This is a genomic window from Streptomyces sp. G5(2025), from assembly GCF_049542075.1.
In the GTDB taxonomy this organism is placed as follows: Bacteria; Actinomycetota; Actinomycetes; order Streptomycetales; family Streptomycetaceae; genus Streptomyces.
In genome coordinates this window covers 209,126-225,673 of sequence record NZ_JBMUZT010000006.1, presented here as the reverse complement: position 1 = coordinate 225,673, position 16,548 = coordinate 209,126, and the positions used below count along the sequence as shown (strand labels likewise).

14 protein-coding genes and 1 pseudogene are annotated in these 16,548 nt (G+C 74.4%); 6 read left to right on the top strand and 9 right to left on the bottom strand.

Going from position 1 to position 16,548, the window contains the following annotated elements:
• Positions 1-49 precede the first annotated feature (49 nt).
• A complete protein-coding gene (locus ACOBQB_RS11700) occupies positions 50-382 on the bottom strand; it encodes an STAS domain-containing protein (protein WP_423591205.1) in 333 nt (110 codons plus the stop codon).
• A gap of 434 nt (positions 383-816) precedes the next feature.
• On the opposite strand from ACOBQB_RS11700, the gene ACOBQB_RS11695 reads away from it, so the two are divergent.
• Positions 817-2,046, top strand: a complete 1,230-nt coding sequence (locus ACOBQB_RS11695; RefSeq protein ID WP_423591203.1) for a hypothetical protein — start codon at positions 817-819, stop codon at positions 2,044-2,046.
• Between the two features lie 30 nt (positions 2,047-2,076).
• Here the strand turns inward: ACOBQB_RS11695 and ACOBQB_RS11690 are convergent, their stop codons facing one another.
• The 5 genes from ACOBQB_RS11690 to ACOBQB_RS11670 form a co-directional block, all read right to left on the bottom strand.
• Positions 2,077-2,211, bottom strand: a complete 135-nt coding sequence (locus ACOBQB_RS11690; RefSeq protein ID WP_423591202.1) for a hypothetical protein — start codon at positions 2,209-2,211, stop codon at positions 2,077-2,079.
• A gap of 193 nt (positions 2,212-2,404) precedes the next feature.
• Positions 2,405-4,018, bottom strand: coding sequence for a sigma-70 family RNA polymerase sigma factor (locus ACOBQB_RS11685; protein WP_423591200.1), 1,614 nt, complete (start codon positions 4,016-4,018; stop codon positions 2,405-2,407).
• An 88-nt stretch (positions 4,019-4,106) separates the two neighbouring features.
• On the bottom strand, positions 4,107-7,637 hold the full coding sequence (locus ACOBQB_RS11680; RefSeq protein ID WP_423598424.1) for a LuxR C-terminal-related transcriptional regulator: 3,531 nt from the start codon (positions 7,635-7,637) through the stop codon (positions 4,107-4,109).
• A 77-nt stretch (positions 7,638-7,714) separates the two neighbouring features.
• On the bottom strand, positions 7,715-8,647 hold the full coding sequence (locus tag ACOBQB_RS11675; RefSeq protein WP_423591199.1) for an alpha/beta hydrolase: 933 nt from the start codon (positions 8,645-8,647) through the stop codon (positions 7,715-7,717).
• A gap of 375 nt (positions 8,648-9,022) precedes the next feature.
• Positions 9,023-9,622, bottom strand: coding sequence for an RNA polymerase sigma factor (locus tag ACOBQB_RS11670; RefSeq protein WP_423591197.1), 600 nt, complete (start codon positions 9,620-9,622; stop codon positions 9,023-9,025).
• A gap of 169 nt (positions 9,623-9,791) precedes the next feature.
• Here ACOBQB_RS11670 and ACOBQB_RS11665 point away from each other — a divergent pair, with 169 nt between their 5' ends.
• The 5 genes and pseudogenes from ACOBQB_RS11665 (at position 9,792) to ACOBQB_RS11645 (ending at position 14,398) form a co-directional block, all read left to right on the top strand.
• The gene (locus ACOBQB_RS11665) at positions 9,792-10,835 is read left to right on the top strand and encodes a MerR family transcriptional regulator (protein WP_423591195.1); all 1,044 of its coding nucleotides are present in this window, start codon (positions 9,792-9,794) and stop codon (positions 10,833-10,835) included.
• Between the two features lie 112 nt (positions 10,836-10,947).
• Complete coding sequence (locus tag ACOBQB_RS11660; protein ID WP_423591193.1) at positions 10,948-12,096, top strand: GNAT family N-acetyltransferase; 1,149 nt, start codon at positions 10,948-10,950, stop codon at positions 12,094-12,096.
• Between the two features lie 6 nt (positions 12,097-12,102).
• Positions 12,103-13,386 carry a DegT/DnrJ/EryC1/StrS family aminotransferase gene (locus ACOBQB_RS11655; RefSeq protein ID WP_423591191.1) on the top strand — a complete coding sequence of 428 codons (1,284 nt, stop codon included), beginning with the start codon at positions 12,103-12,105 and terminating at the stop codon, positions 13,384-13,386.
• Positions 13,387-13,432: 46 nt separating this feature from the next.
• Positions 13,433-13,831 carry a DUF4440 domain-containing protein gene (locus ACOBQB_RS11650; protein WP_423591189.1) on the top strand — a complete coding sequence of 133 codons (399 nt, stop codon included), beginning with the start codon at positions 13,433-13,435 and terminating at the stop codon, positions 13,829-13,831.
• A 46-nt stretch (positions 13,832-13,877) separates the two neighbouring features.
• A pseudogene (locus ACOBQB_RS11645) lies at positions 13,878-14,398 on the top strand (SRPBCC family protein).
• Between the two features lie 317 nt (positions 14,399-14,715).
• Here ACOBQB_RS11645 and ACOBQB_RS11640 read toward each other — a convergent pair.
• Genes ACOBQB_RS11640 through ACOBQB_RS11630 form a run of 3 tightly spaced genes read right to left on the bottom strand, consistent with a single transcriptional unit; the run spans position 14,716 to position 16,519 of the window.
• Positions 14,716-15,300 carry a hypothetical protein gene (locus ACOBQB_RS11640; RefSeq protein ID WP_423591187.1) on the bottom strand — a complete coding sequence of 195 codons (585 nt, stop codon included), beginning with the start codon at positions 15,298-15,300 and terminating at the stop codon, positions 14,716-14,718.
• Positions 15,297-16,337 carry a DUF6286 domain-containing Asp23/Gls24 family envelope stress response protein gene (locus ACOBQB_RS11635; RefSeq protein ID WP_423591185.1) on the bottom strand — a complete coding sequence of 347 codons (1,041 nt, stop codon included), beginning with the start codon at positions 16,335-16,337 and terminating at the stop codon, positions 15,297-15,299. The genes ACOBQB_RS11640 and ACOBQB_RS11635 overlap by 4 nt, the downstream gene beginning before the upstream one ends.
• Entirely contained in the window at positions 16,334-16,519 is a 186-nt protein-coding gene (locus tag ACOBQB_RS11630) for a hypothetical protein (protein WP_423591183.1), read from the bottom strand. The genes ACOBQB_RS11635 and ACOBQB_RS11630 overlap by 4 nt, the downstream gene beginning before the upstream one ends.
• Between the last annotated feature and the right edge of the window lie 29 nt (positions 16,520-16,548).

Here is a 16,548-nt window from a genome sequence, read left to right as displayed (position 1 = left end):
AGGTCACAGAGCGGTCTTCCGTACGCCGTACGGAATAACCGCATCCCGATCAGTGGTATCCGGTGCGGGCTCCCGGCCGACCGCCCGTGTACGGGGCGCTGGCCGGGATCGTGAACGTCCGGTCGAGGCGGGTGATGCGGAGCACGCGCCAGTTCCGGGGACTGCCGGGCACGAGCCACAAGGTGCCCTGCCCCGCGGCCACGTACTGCCGGATCCGCACCAGCAGCCGCAGGCCGCCGGCGTCGAGGAACGTCACCTTTCGCAGGTCGGCCACGACTTGGCGGCCGGCCTGGTCGAGGAGTGCCGTCACACGGGGGGTGAGTTCCTGGTCGGCCCAGGCGTCGAGCTCACCCCAGAACGCGAGGACATCTGTGCCGTTCACCACGCGGTGATGCAGGCCGAAGGTGAAGTCGGCGGTGCCCGTTTCCCAGTCCAGCAGTGTCCTGCCTCCTTCACTGAGAGTAATCGGATGGAGGTGGCGCGGCGTTTCGAGACCGGTGTCTGACGCCACCGGAGTCGGTGGGCGGCACCGAGGTGCTATGTCCATCGTTCCCGCTCAGCGCCGTTCGTACCCTTGTGTGGGTGGTAGTTTGAGCGAACTGTCGCGCCGATCAAGATCCAAGAGGGTGATTACGTAGCGTAGTTGCTGGTCCGGGGGGCGGCGGTGCCAGGGTGAAGTAGGCCGTCGGCGGGCGGTCGCGGTGCGCCAAGTCACTGAAAACGCGGTAAAACCACCCACTCCGAGAAGCGCGGGCAATTCGTACGGATCGTCGTCAGGCTGTCGTGCGCGGGGCGAGCAGCGGATACGGTGCTGGCGTGGTGATCGATAGGGAGGGGCCGGTGCCCGGTACTGCGCTGCTCATCGCGGCGGCCCCCGTCAGCAAGAGCCGTCTCGTGGACGCGGCTTCCGTGCTGCCCGTGCTCGCGGCGGTCTCACCGGCCACGCTGGCCGGCACGGACACCGCGAGCGTGGTGGAGCTGGCGGACCCCCTGGACCCGCAGACGGTCCTCACCCGACTGCGGGCCGCCGCCATGGCGCCCGGACCTTTGACGATCTATCTCATCGGACAGGTCCATCTGGACCGCCGCCAGCGCCACTTGCACGTCGCGCTCGCGCGGGCCACCCCCGCGACCATGCGCTACACGGGGTTCCCCTGGCACTGGTTCACCCAGGAACTGCGGCCGCGTCCCGCGGGCAGCACCGCGCTCATCGCCGACCTGCACACCGACGCCGGGAGCTGGCAGGCCCTGCACGAGCACCCGCTCGACGCGGGGCCCGGCGTCGCCCTGTACGGGCGCGTCGCCCCGCCCGCCCGGCGCCGCACCCCGGCGGTGCCCGCCTACATGAAGGCGCTCGCCACCATCTTGCGCAGCGGCCACCGCCCCCCGCTGCTCCCGCTCCACCAGCAGGCCGCCGCCCAGTCCCTCGGCGACGACGCCCCTGACCTGCTCCTCGCGCTCGACCCCCAGGCGGCACCGCCGCCGCCTGCCATCGCGTACGTCCCCCAGGCGCCGGCCGCGAACCCGCCGGGCTCCGACCAGCACACCGCCCCGTTCCCGGATCCGTACTCCGCGCCACACCACGACCCGCGGACCGCGCCACACCCCGACCCGCACACCGACCCGCACGCGGCGATCACCGCGGCCGTCGAGGCGGGCCGGCACGGCGAGGCGGCGGCGCTCGCGGCCTCCTGGGAGCAGACCGCCCTGCGCATGCACGGTCCGGGCTCGAACGAGGTCATCCATTGGATGGAAGTCCGCGCCGACCTCGCGCGGTTTGCCGGTGATCCGGCGCGCAGCTGCGAGACGTGGCTCGCGGTGGCCGCGGCCCGCCTCACGGCCGGACAGGCCCCCGACTCCCCGGAGGTCGAGGCCGCGGCCGACCGCGCCCACCACCTCTGGGACCGCGTACGCGACCCCGAGACCGTCCGCGCCCTCGGACCCGAGCTGATCCGCCTGCGCCGTCAGGTCCCGGGCCGCCGGCGCGGCACGCTGACGCTGGCCCAGCGCCGCCTGGAGCAGTTCCACGGGCAGCGGGTCGGCTGAGCCGGCCGTCAGCGCGTGGCCGTCCCGCCATCACCGATGACCGGGACGGGCCTCGGCGGCGGCCTTGAGGCCGAGCAGCCACGCCGCAAGGCCCGCGCCGAGCAAGTCCTTCGTGTTCGGGAGGGACTCCACCTGGTCGCCGCTCCAGGTCTCCACCATGTGCACGCGTACGCCGCCCTTGACCTTCCGGAAGGTCCACAGGTGGACGCCCTCGTGGATACCCCTCGTGGATACGTACGCCCTCGCTGGACGTCGGCCTGGAGTTTGGAGACGGTGCTCAGCGGGGCGTCGATTCGCGACGGACGGACGGATGGACGCCCGGCCGGGCGGTCGGGCGAAGGCGCATCCGGCCCCGGCCTCAGCCCGCCGTGCCGAACGCCTGGGTCCACCAAGGCCCGCCCGAGGCGTTGTGGATGCCCACGCCCATCTCCTTGAAGTCGCAGTTGAGGATGTTCGCGCGGTGGCCGGAGCTGTTCATCCAGGAGTCCATCACCGAAGCCGGGGTCCGCTGGCCCCGCGCGATGTTCTCGCCGTACGTGCTCCAGCGGTAGCCGGCCGCCGTGATGCGGTCACCGGGGTCCGTACCGTCCGGACTGGTGTGGTCGAAGTAGTCGCGCGCCGCCATGTCAGCGGAGTGCCTCGTGGCGGCCGTCGCGAGCTTGCCGTTGGAACGGACCGGACCACAACCCGCCTTGGCGCGCTCGGTGTTGACCAACGCGACGACCTGCTCGGCCGTGCCGCTCGGCGCCGCCGGAGCCGCGTCGGACGCCTCCGGCTTCGGCTTGGGTTTGGGCGTCGACTTGGGCCTGGTGGGCGTCGGGGACGGCTTCGACTCCGCCTTCCTCTTCTGCTTCCTCTTCGGCTTCTTCTTGTCGGTGCTCGGCTTGGCCGAAGGAGAGGCCGAACGTTTGGAGGAGGGCGACGCGCTCTTCGAGGCCGACGCCGACGCCGGGGGAGTGGCGGAGCCGGGGGCGGCGGCGGTGGCCGGGGAGGTCTCCTTCGACTCCGGGCCCGTCAGGAGATGCACCGCCGCGCCACCGGCGACCAGCGCGGCGACCGCCGCGGCCACCCCGGCGGTGCGGCGCCGGCGCCTGGCGCGTTCCTGCCGGGCCAGCGTCCGCGCCGAGACCGGTACGCCGCCGTCCTGCGAGGCGGCGGCCGAGCCGACCACGACGAGATCGGGCCGCGTGACCCGCTGGGCGAGGGCCGCCCCCACCGGAACGAGAGCGAGCGCGACGAGCAGCCGCTCGGCGGGCACCAGATCGGACCAGTGGCCCGCGCAGACCGAGCAGTCACGGGCGTGCCGGGCCAGCCGCTTGCGCCACAGCGCGGATGGCACGCCGTCCCAGCCCGCGGTCAGCTCCTTGAGCCCGTCGCAGAGCGGCCCGGCAGCCAGGGCACGGACGACCACCCGCGCCGTCTCCAGCTGGGCCTTCATCCGCTGCACCCGCACCGCCGCGTGCTGCGGCGACAGCTCCAGGGCCTCGGCGACCTCCGTCCGCGTCAGCTCGCCCGCGGACTCCAGCCACCACAGGGACAGCAGGGCCCGGTCGTCCTCGTCCAGCCACCGCGTCGCCTCCGCGGTCTCCCTGCGCTGCCCGGAGAGGCCGAGCCGCGCGATGGTCAGATCCACGAAGTCCGCGCCCGGGTCCACCACGTCGTACCCGTCCGCCAGACCGCCACCGGCGGGTATCGCACCCGAAGCGCGCTCCCGCCAGTGGCCGCGTATCTGGTTCATGGTGATGGCCACCAGCCAGCTGCGGAAGTTCTCCGGGTCGCGCAGGCCGTCAAGACCGCCGAGGACGCGGAGCATGGTCTCCTGCACCACGTCGTCCACATCCGCGTGACCGTTCAAGGCCCGCCCGACGATGTTGTAGACCAGCGGCAGGTACTCCGCCACGAGCGCGTCCTGCGCCTGCTGGTTGCCGTCCTGTGCTGCCCTGACCATCGCGACTTGGCGTTCGCTGCTCACGCTGTGACCACTTTCTGTGTGGGGACCTGTCTCCTCCGACACAGGGGAGACGCGCGGCCCGGGCCCGGATAACAGAAACCGGTCGGGCTCACGGCTCGTCGTGGGCGGTGGGCTGCTCGGACCTGGCCACGAGCCGGGACAGTTCGACGCGAGAGCGTACCCCGAGCAGCGCGAACACGTTGCGGAGGTGGTGGTCGACGGTCCGCGGACTCACCGACAGGCGCCGCGCCACCTCCCGGTTGGTGGCGCCCTCCGCGACGCAGCGGGCGATCCGCAGCTGCTGCGGGGTCAGGCCCGACAGGCCGCCGGTCGGCTCGGTGACCTGCCGGGCCTCCCCGGTGGCGCGCAGCTCGGCCCGCGCCTGCTCGGCCCAGGCGCGGGCGCCGCACCGCTCGAAGGAGACCAGGGCGTCCCGCAGCCTGCCCCTGGCCTCACCGGGGCGGCGCCTGCGCCGCAGCCACTTGCCGTACAGGAGCTGGGTGCGGGCGCTCTCGAAGTCGCCGCCCACCAGTTCATGGCGGGCGAGCGCCATGGTGTACAGCGCGTCACTGTCCTCGGGGGCGGCGAGCAGGGCGTGGCAGCGGGCCAGCTGGGCGGGGGCCTGCGGGTCGGCGCCCTGCGCCGCCCACGCGGCGAACTCCGCGACGCAGCCGTGCGCCGCGTCCGCCTCACCGGTGAGGGAGGCCGCCTCCACGAAGCAGGGCACCGCGAGCATCCGTACGGCGAAGTGACCGCGGCGCGGCCCCGGGCGTACCACCGGGCCGAGCCGCGCGGCGGCCTCGGGCGCCCGGCCGCGGGCCAGGTCCATGCGGGCCAGCGCCCACTGGACCAGGGTCGAGGCCTGCGCGAGGCCGTGCCGGTCGGCGGTCCGTGACGCGGCGGCCGCGTGGGCGTCGACGGCGGCGTCCTCGCCCTCCATGGATGCCACCAGGGCGAGGACCGCGTGATGTTGCGCGGCGATGTTGCGCTGCCCCGTGCGGCGCGCCGTGCGCAGTCCTTCCTCGGCATGGGCCCGGGCGCGGGCGTGCCGCCCGGCCCGCAGTTCGGCGTAGGCCAGGTACTCCAGGGCCTGCGGTACGTGGATCTCCGTGCCCGAGGCCCGCGCGGCGGCCAACGCCCGGGCGTTGATCCGGGAGGCCGCCGCGAGGTCCCCGACGACCAGGGCGGCCACCCCGGCCCGCAGCAGCCGCGACGGCTCCTCCGCGCCCTGGCCCCGCGCCATCACGCCCCGCAGCCCGCGACTCGCCGCACGGAGCCGTCCGCGCATGACGACGGACATGGCGGCGCGGAACTCGTCGGCCAGGATCTCTTCGGAGGGGGACGCGTGGGCCGGCGGCTCGGCTTCGGCGGGGGGTTCGTGGCGCAGCGGGTCCTGGGCGGGCGGCGGCGGCTCCGGGGGCTGCGACTCCGCGGCCGGGGGGTGTGGCACCCGCGACCGCGCGGACTGCGACTCCGGGGGCGGTGGCTGCGCGGCCGTTGCCCTCTCGGTGGGTGACTCCCCGGCCAGCGACTCTGCAGTCGGCGGCTTTTGGGGCGGCGGCTCTTCGGTGGGTTCCTTCATCGGCGGCCCCGCGGCTACCGCCCCCTCCGCCGGTGGCTGCTCGGGCAGCGATGCCGCGGCCCGCGGATCGGTGTGGGCCGACGCCGACCGCGCGGTCCCGGGGTCGGCGTTCGGGGATGTGACAGGCGCGGACGGGTACGCCTCGGCGTTCGAGGGTGTGCCCTGTGCCGACAGGTGTGCCTCGGCGTCCGGGGGTGTGCTGGGCGCGGGTGGGTACGCCTTGGCGTCCGGGGGTGTGCCGGGCGCGGACAGGTACACCTCCGTGTCCGGGGGCGTACCCCGAGCGGAAAGGTGTGCCTTGGCTTCCAGGGGTGTGCCGGGCGCGGACGGGTACGTCTCCGTGTCCGGGGGCGTACCCCGAGCGGAAAGGTGTGCCTCGGCGTCCGGGGGTGTGCCGGGCGCGGGTGGGTACGCCTTGGCGTCCGGGGGTGTGCCGGGCGCGGACGGGTACGTCTCCGTGTCCGGGGGCGTACCCCGAGCGGAAAGGTATGCCTTGGCGTTCGGGGGTGTGCCGGGCGCGGACGGGTACGTCTCGGCGTTCGGGGGTGTGCCCGGCGCGGACAGGTACGCCTCCGTGTCCGGGGGTGTGCCCAGTGCCGACAGGTACGCCTCGGCGTCTCCCATGTCCCAGGCCGCCGCCATAGCGGCGAGGCGGGCCTCCCGGGCGCGGTGTGGGTCGTGCGGGGTGAGGAGTTCCGCCGCCAGCAGGAGGGCTTCGCGGGCGTCGGACACGGGGCCGTCGCCCAGGGCCAACTGGCCGCGGGTCAGCTCGACGGTGCCGCGCACCCGGGCGTCCGTCGACTCGGACGCGGCGGCGGCGAGCAGTTCCCGCGCCCGTGCGGGTCGGCCCGCCAGCCGGGCGTGATGTGCCGCGGCGGCGCGACGCAGGGCGCGGGCCCGCGTGGCCTGCGTGAGGTCCGCGGCGGCGGAGAGCGCCGCCGCGCGCAGTGCGTGGGACGGCGCGGTACCCGCCGCCTCCGCCATGGTGGCCAGCGCGGTCGCGAGCCGGGCGTCGGGCCCCTCGGCCGCCAGGGCCCGGTGCAGCCGACGCAGCAACGCAGGCGTGCGGCTGTCGTCGAGGGCCGCGGCAAGCAGCCGGTGGGCGGCGCGGCGCCGGGCGGGCGAGGCGCCGGCGTACAGCGAGCGCCGCAGGCCGGGCGCGTCGAAACGGATCCGGTCGGCCGTGCGGCACACGAGCCCGGCCGCCTCCGCCGGGAGCAGGGACGACCCGTCGAGCCCGGCCGCCGCCCCGGCCCGCAGGACGAGCTCCGCGTCGGCGCCCGCGTCCGCCGCCCCCGGCACGTGCGCGGCGGCCGCCAGGAGCAGCAACTCGCCTGTGGCCGCAGGGAGGTCCGCGGGGTCGACGCCGCCGTACCGAGGCGTGGAAGCGTCGTACAGCCGCCGGGGCAGTGGAACCCGCCCCGCCAGCTGATCCGGCGTCACCGCGGCGACGAGCGCGTGCAGCGCCCCCGGGTTGCCGCCCGCAGCCTGGAGGAGTTCCTCGCGTACGACGGTGTCCGCGGCGCCCCGCGTGAGGTCGTCGAAGAGCGCGGCGGCCTCCGTCGGCTTGAGGGGATCGAGGTGGACGACGGGCAGCGCCGCCAGATGCGGATCGTCCGCGCGGCGAGCGGCGACGGAGACGATGAGGCCCACCGGATGCGGCCCGCCGATGCGGCGGGCGGCGAACCCCAGGGCGGCCCGCGAAGCGGCGTCCCACAGGTGGGCGTCGTCCACGCACACCAGCAGAGGGCGCCCGCCCGCCAGCTCGCCGACCACGGCGAGCAGGGCCCCCGGCTCCCTCCGCAACGGACGCGGCGCCGCCCCCGCACACCAGAGGGAGTGGACCCCGCTGTACGGGATCAGGCTCTCGGCGGGGACGGCACGCGTGCTCAACGCCGCCCCCGACCGGAGGGAACGGAACGAGCGGACGGCGTGGGCGAGCAGCGCGCTCCGGCCGAGCCCCGGCGCCGCCGCCAGCACCAGAGCTCCGCCCCGCCCTTCGCTCAGGCCATGCAACACGGCGTCCACGGCCCGTAGTTGAGCGCTCCGGCCGTACATCCGGAGGGGACCCGTCACAGTCGTCAGTCCGGCCACGACCGTCACGTTACTTCCGCGTAAAACTTCTTGGAACCCTCTCAGGAGGTGTGCGGGCAGTTGCCCCGGTACTCTTCGATCGTCGTGCTCGGCCGGGGCAGCGGGCAGAGGAACCGCTCATAGCGCACGTCGTTGTCGATGAACCGCTTGAGCCACGAGACGCTGTACTTCGCGATGGTGGTGTTCGAGGTGTTCGGCGTGAAATGGCTCGCGCCGTTCAGTTCCAGATACGCCTTGTCGAGAGAGCCGGGAAGGCTCTCGTAGAAGGGCTCCGAGTGCGAGGAGACCGGGGCGACCGTGTCACCGTCCGCGCCGACGACCAGGGTGGGCGTACGCAGTTCGGGCCACGTCTTGTCGAGGTTCCAGCCGGTCAGCGGGATCGCCGCCTGAAGTCCCGGCCGGCTCTTGGCGGCCTCCAGCGAGCCGCCGCCGCCCATCGAGTGGCCCATGACGCCGAGCCGGCTGCTGTCGACGCGGCCGCGCACGCTGCTGCGCTGCGTCAAGTGGTCGAGCGCCGCGAGGAGTTGGCTGCCCCTACTGGCGGGCTGGTCGAGCGTGGTGAGGGTGTCGATGGTGAAGACGACGAATCCCTGCGAGGCCAGCCGCGGCCCCAGCCACGAGATGGACGACTGGGTGGCCGTGTAGCCGGGGGAGATCGCCACCGCGCCGAACGTGCCGTCGGCGGTGCTCGTCGGGTAGTAGATCGTGCCGCCGCCGAAGCCGGTGACGCCCAAGGACGACACGCGGGTCTCGGACACGGCGTAATGGCCACGAGGGGCCTCGATGCTGGCCACGGTCGGCTCGGGACCGCGTTCGTACGGATTCTCCGCGGCGCCCGCGCTGCCCGACTGGGCGGTGATCAGCCCGCCCGCGGCCAGAAGGGCGGCGAGCGACGCCCGCAGGAGGCGCGGCCGCAGCCGGGATCTGCGCGGGGACGGAGGGCTGCCGGGGGTCTCGACACTGAGCTGCTGCACGACGGTCGCATCCTTTCGACGGTGCGATGACTGGCAGCGGCTACTGTCCGGGCACATCCACCCCAGGCACATCGGCGAAATCACCGGCCTTGAACCACCGGCCGGGCGACGGAGCGGAGCACGGCCGACGTGCGTCAGGTCGCACTTCGGCCGTACCTCGGCCGCACTTCGGCCGCGTCTCGGCGATGTCGAGGACGGCCGTGGGTGGCCGCCCTTGCGCGACGCGTCCTCCACCCACGGCCCCTCGGCCGCCGCCTCGGGGGTGACGGCGGCATCCTCAGCGGCGCCGACTCCGCTGAGGCGCATCGAAGGGTTGCCCCTATGCTGCTCCTACGCTTCCGCCATGCCTCGACCGTGAGCCGGGAGGAGGCACCCTCACGGTTCGTCCACCGCGCCCGCGTCCCGCAGGAGGGAACGGAGCCGGTGCATACCGCGCCGCGCATGGCTCTTGACCGTGCCCAGCGGCCAACCGGTGCGCTCGGCGATCTGTGACTGCGTCAGGTCCTCGTAGAACGTCAGACGCAGCACCGTCCGCTGCGGCACGGGCAACCTCGCCAACTCCGCTGTCACCAGCACCCGGTCGAGCACCACGTCCACTTCATCGCGCTGCGGCCCCTGCGTGGCGTACCGCGTCACCGCGCCTTCGACGAGGGCCGCCCCGCGGGACCGCGCCGCCACCGCGTCCGCGATCATCCGCCGGGCGATGCCGGTCAACCAGGCGGCGGGCGTGCCGAGTTCGGGCCGGTATGTCGTCCGGCCGTGCCACGCGGCGAGGAAGACCTGCTGGGCGACGTCCTCCGCCTCACGGCTGTCGCCGAGCGCGCGCAGGGCCAGGGCCCGCACCCGAGGCCCCCACTGCCGGTACACCGCGGCGAGACACGCCTCGTCACCACGGGCCAGTCCGGCTGCCAGAGTGTCACTTCCGTCCGGCACTTCGGCGAAGGCCCGCGCGGGCCGCGGCACCGCTGCACTCATCGACGCTCGTCAGCTCCTCGTCGCGCTCGTCGACCGCCCCGCTCCCGGCGCGCATCGCTCCCGGCACGCATCGCTCAGGCGGGCCGTGGCCCCGCCACGGCTGCGCCATACTCGGAGCAGCTTCGCGCACCCGGCAACCCGCATCGTTTGTGCGTCGTATCGTGAGCGGATGAGCGACCCCGAGGGACGCGGTGAGCCCTCCGAACGCACGGACGTGGAGGCGCGGCACCGTCCGGAGGACACCGAGATCCCGGGTGCCGGGGTCACCACCGGCGCCCTGGCGAGGCGGCTGGGCGTGTCACCGACGACGCTGCGCACCTGGGATCGCAGATACGGCCTCGGTCCCGCCACGCGCGAACCCGGCCACCACCGCCGCTGGTCGGAGCGCGACATCGCGGTGGTCGAGGAGATGGGCCGCCTCACCTCGCTCGGAGTGCCCCCGGCCGACGCCGCCCGCGCGGCGCTCCAGCACGGCCCCGGTCCCGCCGCCTCCCGCCTGCCGCCACCCCGGCAGGCCGCCCACGACCGTGAGACACCACCCGACACTTTCGTACGGCAGCGACGGGGCCTGTCGCGCGCCGCCACCCGCCTCGACGCCCCCGTCGTCCAGGCCCTGCTGACGCGGGCGGTGGAGCGGCACGGCCTGATCGCCGCGTGGCAGGAGGTGATGGTGCCGACGCTGCACGCGGTGGGCCGCAAGTGGGAGGAGGCCGGCGACCGGTACGTGGAGGTGGAGCACCTGCTGTCCTGGCACGTCTCCCGCACCCTGCACCGCTGCGCCACCGCCCCGCCCACCCCGCCCCCGGCGGCGGCACCGCTCGTCCTGGCCTGCGTGCCCGGCGAGCAGCACTCGCTGCCCCTGGAGGCGCTCAGCGCGGCGCTCGGCGAACTGGGCGCCGATCAGCGCATGTTCGGTGCGGCCGTGCCGGTCGAGGCGGTCTCGGCGGCGGTCCGCAGGACGGGCCCCGCGGTCGTCGTCCTGTGGTCGCAGGCCCGCTCCACGGCGAGCGTGCCGCTGGCCCGGCACATCGCGGACACCCGCTGGGGTGTGCGCGGCGCCCGCGGGCGACCCACCGTCATGCTCGCCGGGCCCGGCTGGGCGGGCCCCGCCGTGCGCGGTGCCCTGCGGCCGGCCACCCTGCGGGAGGCGTTGACGCAGATCGGCAAGGTGTGCGGCAAACGCGCCAACATCCCTCGACGGCAGCCTGGTTGAGCGGCGAAGCGCGTCGGTTCCCTTGACACGTGCGTACGGTTTCGCGACCTTTGAGCATCGCCGAGCAGTTCGAACCGGTCGCCGACCCTGGAGAAGTGTCAGGAGAGCTGAGGTGGACATCACCATCCACAGACTCGACGGGCTGAGCGACCCGCTCCGCGCGGCCTGGCACCGGGCGATGGACGAATCGCCCGAGTACGCCAACCCGTTCCTGGCCCCCGAGTTCGCCGAAGGCGTCGGCAGGTTCCGCGGTGGCGCCCGCGTGGCCGTGTTGCGGGAGGGCGGCCGGCCCGTCGGCTTCTTCCCGTACGAGCGCAACTCCTTCGGCATCGGCCGGGCGATCGGCCTCGGCCTCTCCGACTGCCAGGCGCTCGTGCACCGCCCCGGAGTCGTGTGGGACACCGAGGAGCTGCTGAAGGCCTGCCGGCTCTCCGTCTTCGAGTTCGACCACCTCGTCGAGGAACAGAAGCCGTTCGGCGCGCATGTCACCGGCACGTTCGCCTCGCCGGTGCTCGACCTGACGGCCGGCGAGTGCGGCTACGCCGAGTGGCTGCGGGGCGCCTATCCGGGGCTGGCCAAGACGACGCTGAAGAAGGAACGCAGACTGGGCCGCGACGTCGGCGAGATGCGGTTCGTGTACGACGAGCGCGACCCGCGCGTGCTGCGCACCCTCATGCGCTGGAAGTCCGCGCAGTACCGCAGGACGGGCCGCATGGACCGGTTCGCGCGGCCGTGGATCGTCGGCCTGGTGGACCACCTCTTCGAGATCCGCGAGGAGCACTTCACCGGAGTGCTCTCGGTGGTGTACGCGGGGGACCGGCCCGTGGCCGCCCACTTCGGGCCGGCCTCGGGCACGGTGTTCGCGGCGTGGTTCACCGCGTACGACCCCGAGTTCCGCTACTACTCGCCCGGACTGCTGATGCATCTGCGGATGGCGGAGGCGGCGGGACGGCACGGTGTGCGGGTCATGGACATGGGGCGCGGCGAGAAGGAATACAAGGACTGGCTCAAGACGCGGGAGCTGCGGGTCGGCGAGGGCTTCGCGACCCGCCCCCGCCCGGTGGCCGCGGCGCACCGGATGTGGCGCAGACCGGTACGCGGCCTGCGCAACACCGTCCTGGCCCACCCCGGACTGCGCGAGCCCGCCGACCGGCTCCTGAAAACGGTCGGCTCGCTGCGCACGCACGCCGCCCCGACCCCGTCGATCCGCATGACCGGTAACCGGACCGGCCCCTCCACCCGAAGAAGCGGAAGCGAATAGGTGCCGATGCCTTACGGATCACGGCTCACCGCGGAGATGACGCGACGGCTGGGACGCGAATGCCTGTACACGCCCTCGGCCCGGCTGGCCCTCTATCTGGCGTTGCGCCGCTGGTGCAGGCCGGGCGCCCGCGTCCTGATGTCCCCCGTGAACGACGACGTCATCCTCTTCGTGGTCCTCGCGGCGGGACTGCGCCCGGTCCAGGCCCCCGTCTCCGTCTGGGACGGCAACATCGACCCGGCCGCGGTCCCGGAGTCGACCTGGCGAACCGTGGACGCCGTACTCACCACCAACCTGTACGGGATACCGGACCGCGTCGTCGAACTGCGCGCCCGCTGCGACCAGTTGGGCATCCCACTTTTCGAGGACGCGGCGCACGCGATCGGCACGCACGTCGAAGGGCAGCCGATCGGTACCTTCGGGAAGGCGGCGGCGTTCAGCCTGTCCAAGCACGTGGCGGGGATGGCCGGCGGCTTCCTCGCGGTCGAAGACGCCCGCACACGGCGGGAGGTGGAGCGGCTGCGTGACGAACTCCTCGTGCCCGGCCGCCTCCGCGGCGACCTCGCCACCACGCTCCGCCCCCTGGCGCGTTCGGCCGTACGCGGCCTGCGTCTGGTGCGCCCGGTGTGGCGGACGATGCAGCGCCTCGGGCTGCTCGAACGCGACACGTTCCGCATGGAGCTGCACCCGCTGCGCCTCGCGGACCGCGCGCGCCGTGCGCCGAGCCTGTCGGCGTACGAACCGTGGGTGCGCGTCGACCTCCACGGCTTCCGGGAACGCCACGGGCCCCTGGTGCGCGCCCAGTTGCAGCTGCGGATGGAACGGCTCGACGGCGACCTCGCCCGGCGCACCGTGGGCGTCTCCCTGCTGGCGGGCACCGCCTGGGCGGGCCGGGCGCTGCGCGACCGCACGGCGGAGGACGGTCCGCTCCCGCTCTTCCGCGTGCCGCTCCTGGTCCGGGACCGCGACGCGCTCCTCGACCGCCTCGTGGACCACGGCCTGGTCTGCGGGTACGTCTATGACCCTCCGCTCGACGACTACGCGGGCGCGGAGTTCGTCGAACCGTCCCCCGACCCGACGGCGGCCCGCTGGTTCGCCTCGCACACCCTCCCGGCCGACCCGCTCCTGGCCCGCACGATCATCAACGCCCTGACGAAGGACGGGGTGAAGCCCGCGAGCCCGGAGGCACCGGCCCACGACTCCGGCCCCGACGCCGGCTCCGGCTCCGGGGCCCAGCCCTCCGTACCTTTCCCCGGCCGGGACGCGACCTCGAAATCCACCACCGGGTAAGGCCGTTCGGCAGGCGTCCCGCGCGCCGCGTTGCTAGCGTCACGCCATGTCCAAGATCGAGATAGACGCGCTGACCGCCGGGTTCTTCGGCGCCTTCGACAACCGGGGCGGCAAGCCCGCCGACGTGGCCCGGATCCGCCGCCTGCTCATCCCGCGCGGCGTGATCGTCGTGGCCGGTCCCGAGCTCAAGGTCTACACCGTGGAGGAGTTCATCGAGCCCCGCGAACGGCTGCTGAGCGACGGCCGCCTCGTCGAGTTCTCCGAGTGGGAGACCTCCGAGCAGACGTTGATCGCGGGGGATGTCGCGGCGCGGTTCGGCGAGTACCGCAAGGCGGGCGTCCTGGACGGCGAGCCCTTCGAGGGCGCGGGCACCAAGAGCATCCAGTTCGTCCGCGACGCGAACGGCTGGCGGATCGCGGCATTCACCTGGTGCGACAAGCCCTGACCGGTTACTGGCGGGTAGGGTCACTGGTCGAGGAACGGAGTCCCCCATGCCCCGCACGCTCACCGTGTCCCGCAGCATCCTGGTCCAGGCGCCGCCGTCGGCGGTGTACGAGGCAGCCGCCCCACGCAGATGGGTCGGTGGAGCCCCGAGAACCTGGGCGCCACCATCATCGGCGCGGACGGAGCCGCCCGCGTGGGCATGGTCTTCGAGGGGCACAACAAACGCGGCGCGGTCCGCTGGACGACGCGCTGCACGGTGACCCGGGCCGAGCCCGGCAGGCGTTTCGCCTTCCGTGTGCACGCGATCGGGTTCAAGCGCCCGCGTCTGCGCGGTCCCATCGCCACCTGGGAGTACCGCTTCGAGGAGGCCGGCTCCGGGGAGGCGGGCGGTGCCACCAGGGTGACCGAGACGTGGACGGACGACCGGCGCTCCTGGCCGGACTTCGTGGCCGGCGTGTTCGACCGGCTCGCCACCCGCGGGCATACGTTCGCCGAGTTCCAGGCCGGGAACATCGACAGGACGCTGCGCAACCTCAAGCGCGACCTGGAAGGCCGACGCGCGACCTGAGGTCGCCTCTCGCCCCGCTCCCCGACCCTAGGGGTTCTCTCCGCCGGGCTTCCCGGGCCGCTGGGCTTCCCGGCCCGCCGGGCCCGTCGGTCGCGTGGCCGGGGACGGCCGCCGAGGCGCTCGATGTCGTGGCTGAGGCGGCCCAGGTTGCCCGCGAGCCGGCACCGCTGCTTCAGGGGCCCGCGTGGCCGTGCTGATCGGCCGCGGGGCGGGCCCGGCCTCCAGCGAGGTGCCGGACGCCAGGGCGGCCTGACCTCCGGGGCCGACGATGACGCGCCGGTCGCCAGAACCCCGACGCGGCGCCCGGTGGAAGTGCTTCAGCGCAGTCTCCGGGTCTTGTGGCGCCGCACTGTCAGGCGTGCGTCGACCTCCAGGACGCGGGGCGCGGCCGCAGCTCTCGCCTCGGCGACGGCCCGCCGCCCGAGGTCGCCCAGCACGGCCTCCGGGCGGCTCTCGGCGGCCAGGACCAGGGTGATGCGGGCGCGCAGCCGCCGGGGGCGGCCCAGCAGGGTCACGTGGGCGCGGGCCACGCCGTCGACGGCCGCCGCCCGTTCGGCCATCGCCGCGGCCAGCGCCGGGCCGGACAGAGTCACGCCCGGCTGACCGAGCGGCACCTCTCGCAGACGCCCCGCACGGACCTGCGCCCCGCCCCACCACAGGAACAGCAGGACGCCGACGGAGAGCGCGACGATCACCCCGGTCGGCCACCAGCCCTGGTCACGCCAGCGGCCGAGGGCCTCCCCGTCGAGCCAGGTCCTGCCCGCCGGGAGGCGGGGCCAGTTCGCGGGCAGCCGGTCGCCGACGACGCCGGTCGCGGAGGCCAGCGTGGCACCCGAGGCCAGCAGCACCGCCGCCGCCCCGAACAACGCCGCGCGGTTGGTGCCGTTACGGAGTCGGCTCATGGCAGGGTGCTCCTCCGTGTCGAACCGTCAGCCGCGGGCGGCACGTCCGCCTCCGGTGGCGCGGGAGCACTCCAGGCGGGCTCGGCGCGCACCCGGACCCGCAGCCGCGGGGGCCTCGCCAGACCGCAGGCGGCCAACGTCTCCTCGGAGGTCCCGGCCACCGCACGGCGCGCGGAATCCAGGTCGCCGAACTCCAGCCCGGCACGCACCCATGCCCCACGTCGCCCGACACCGACCCGTACCCGGGTGATGCCGGGCAGTTCCGTCACGGCGTCCCGCAGCAGCATCGCCACGGCATGCCGGTCCAGCACGGCCCGGACCCCCACGGACGCTCCCGCCATGGGCAGCCCGCGCCGCCGCCCCGGCGTGAGGGCCGGCACCAGCAGCCATACGCCGACGAGGAACACGGCGGCCGCCATCGCCGCGCCGGGCCATGCGCCGCTGTCCGGGCCGTGCGTGGTCAGCCACTCCATCAGCCGGCCGCGCCACCGGGCGGGAGGCCGCCCGGCCGCGTGGACGGACACCACGTCGTACAGGAACAGGGCGCAGAGCGCCGCGCAGGCGAACGCCAACGCTCCTACAGGGACGCGGCGTTCGGACCACGGCCGCCACGGCCGCCGCGCCCGAACCCCGTACGCGGATCCCGGCGCCCGCCCCTCCGGCGCCCGCCCCTCCGGCGCCCGCCCCTCCGGCGCCCGCCCCTCCGGCGTGGCCACCGACACACGTAGCTCGCGGACCTGGACCCCGGTCGAGGACACCGCGAGACCGGTGAGGCGGGCCGTGCGGTCGGCGACGTGGGACCGTACGCGTTCGCCCGCCTCGTCGAGCACGGCAGGGTAGGGCAGCGTCACGGCGACGCCCACCCCCGCCCGGCGGCCCCGCACCACCGCGGAGCCCCGGTGCACCTGCACCTCGCCCGGCGCCAGCGCCTCCGTGGCGGCCCGTTCCGCGATGCGGCGCACCGCGCGCTCGGCCACCGTCGTCGTGCCGCGCTCGGCCGCGGCCGTGGCGCCGCGCTCCGCCGGCGTCGCACTCATCGCCGTCCCCGGCCACGGCCGCCGAGGAAGTCCCGTATATCCGTGCCGTCGTCCACGAGACGGCCCAGGACGAAGCCGACCGCGCCGAGCGCGGCGACCACGAGGAACGCGCCGAAGCCGCCGAACCAACCGGCGAACCCCAGGGCCATCCCGGCGATCATGCCTACCAGAGCTGTGCTCACCACTCACCCCACACCACACAAAGAGACGT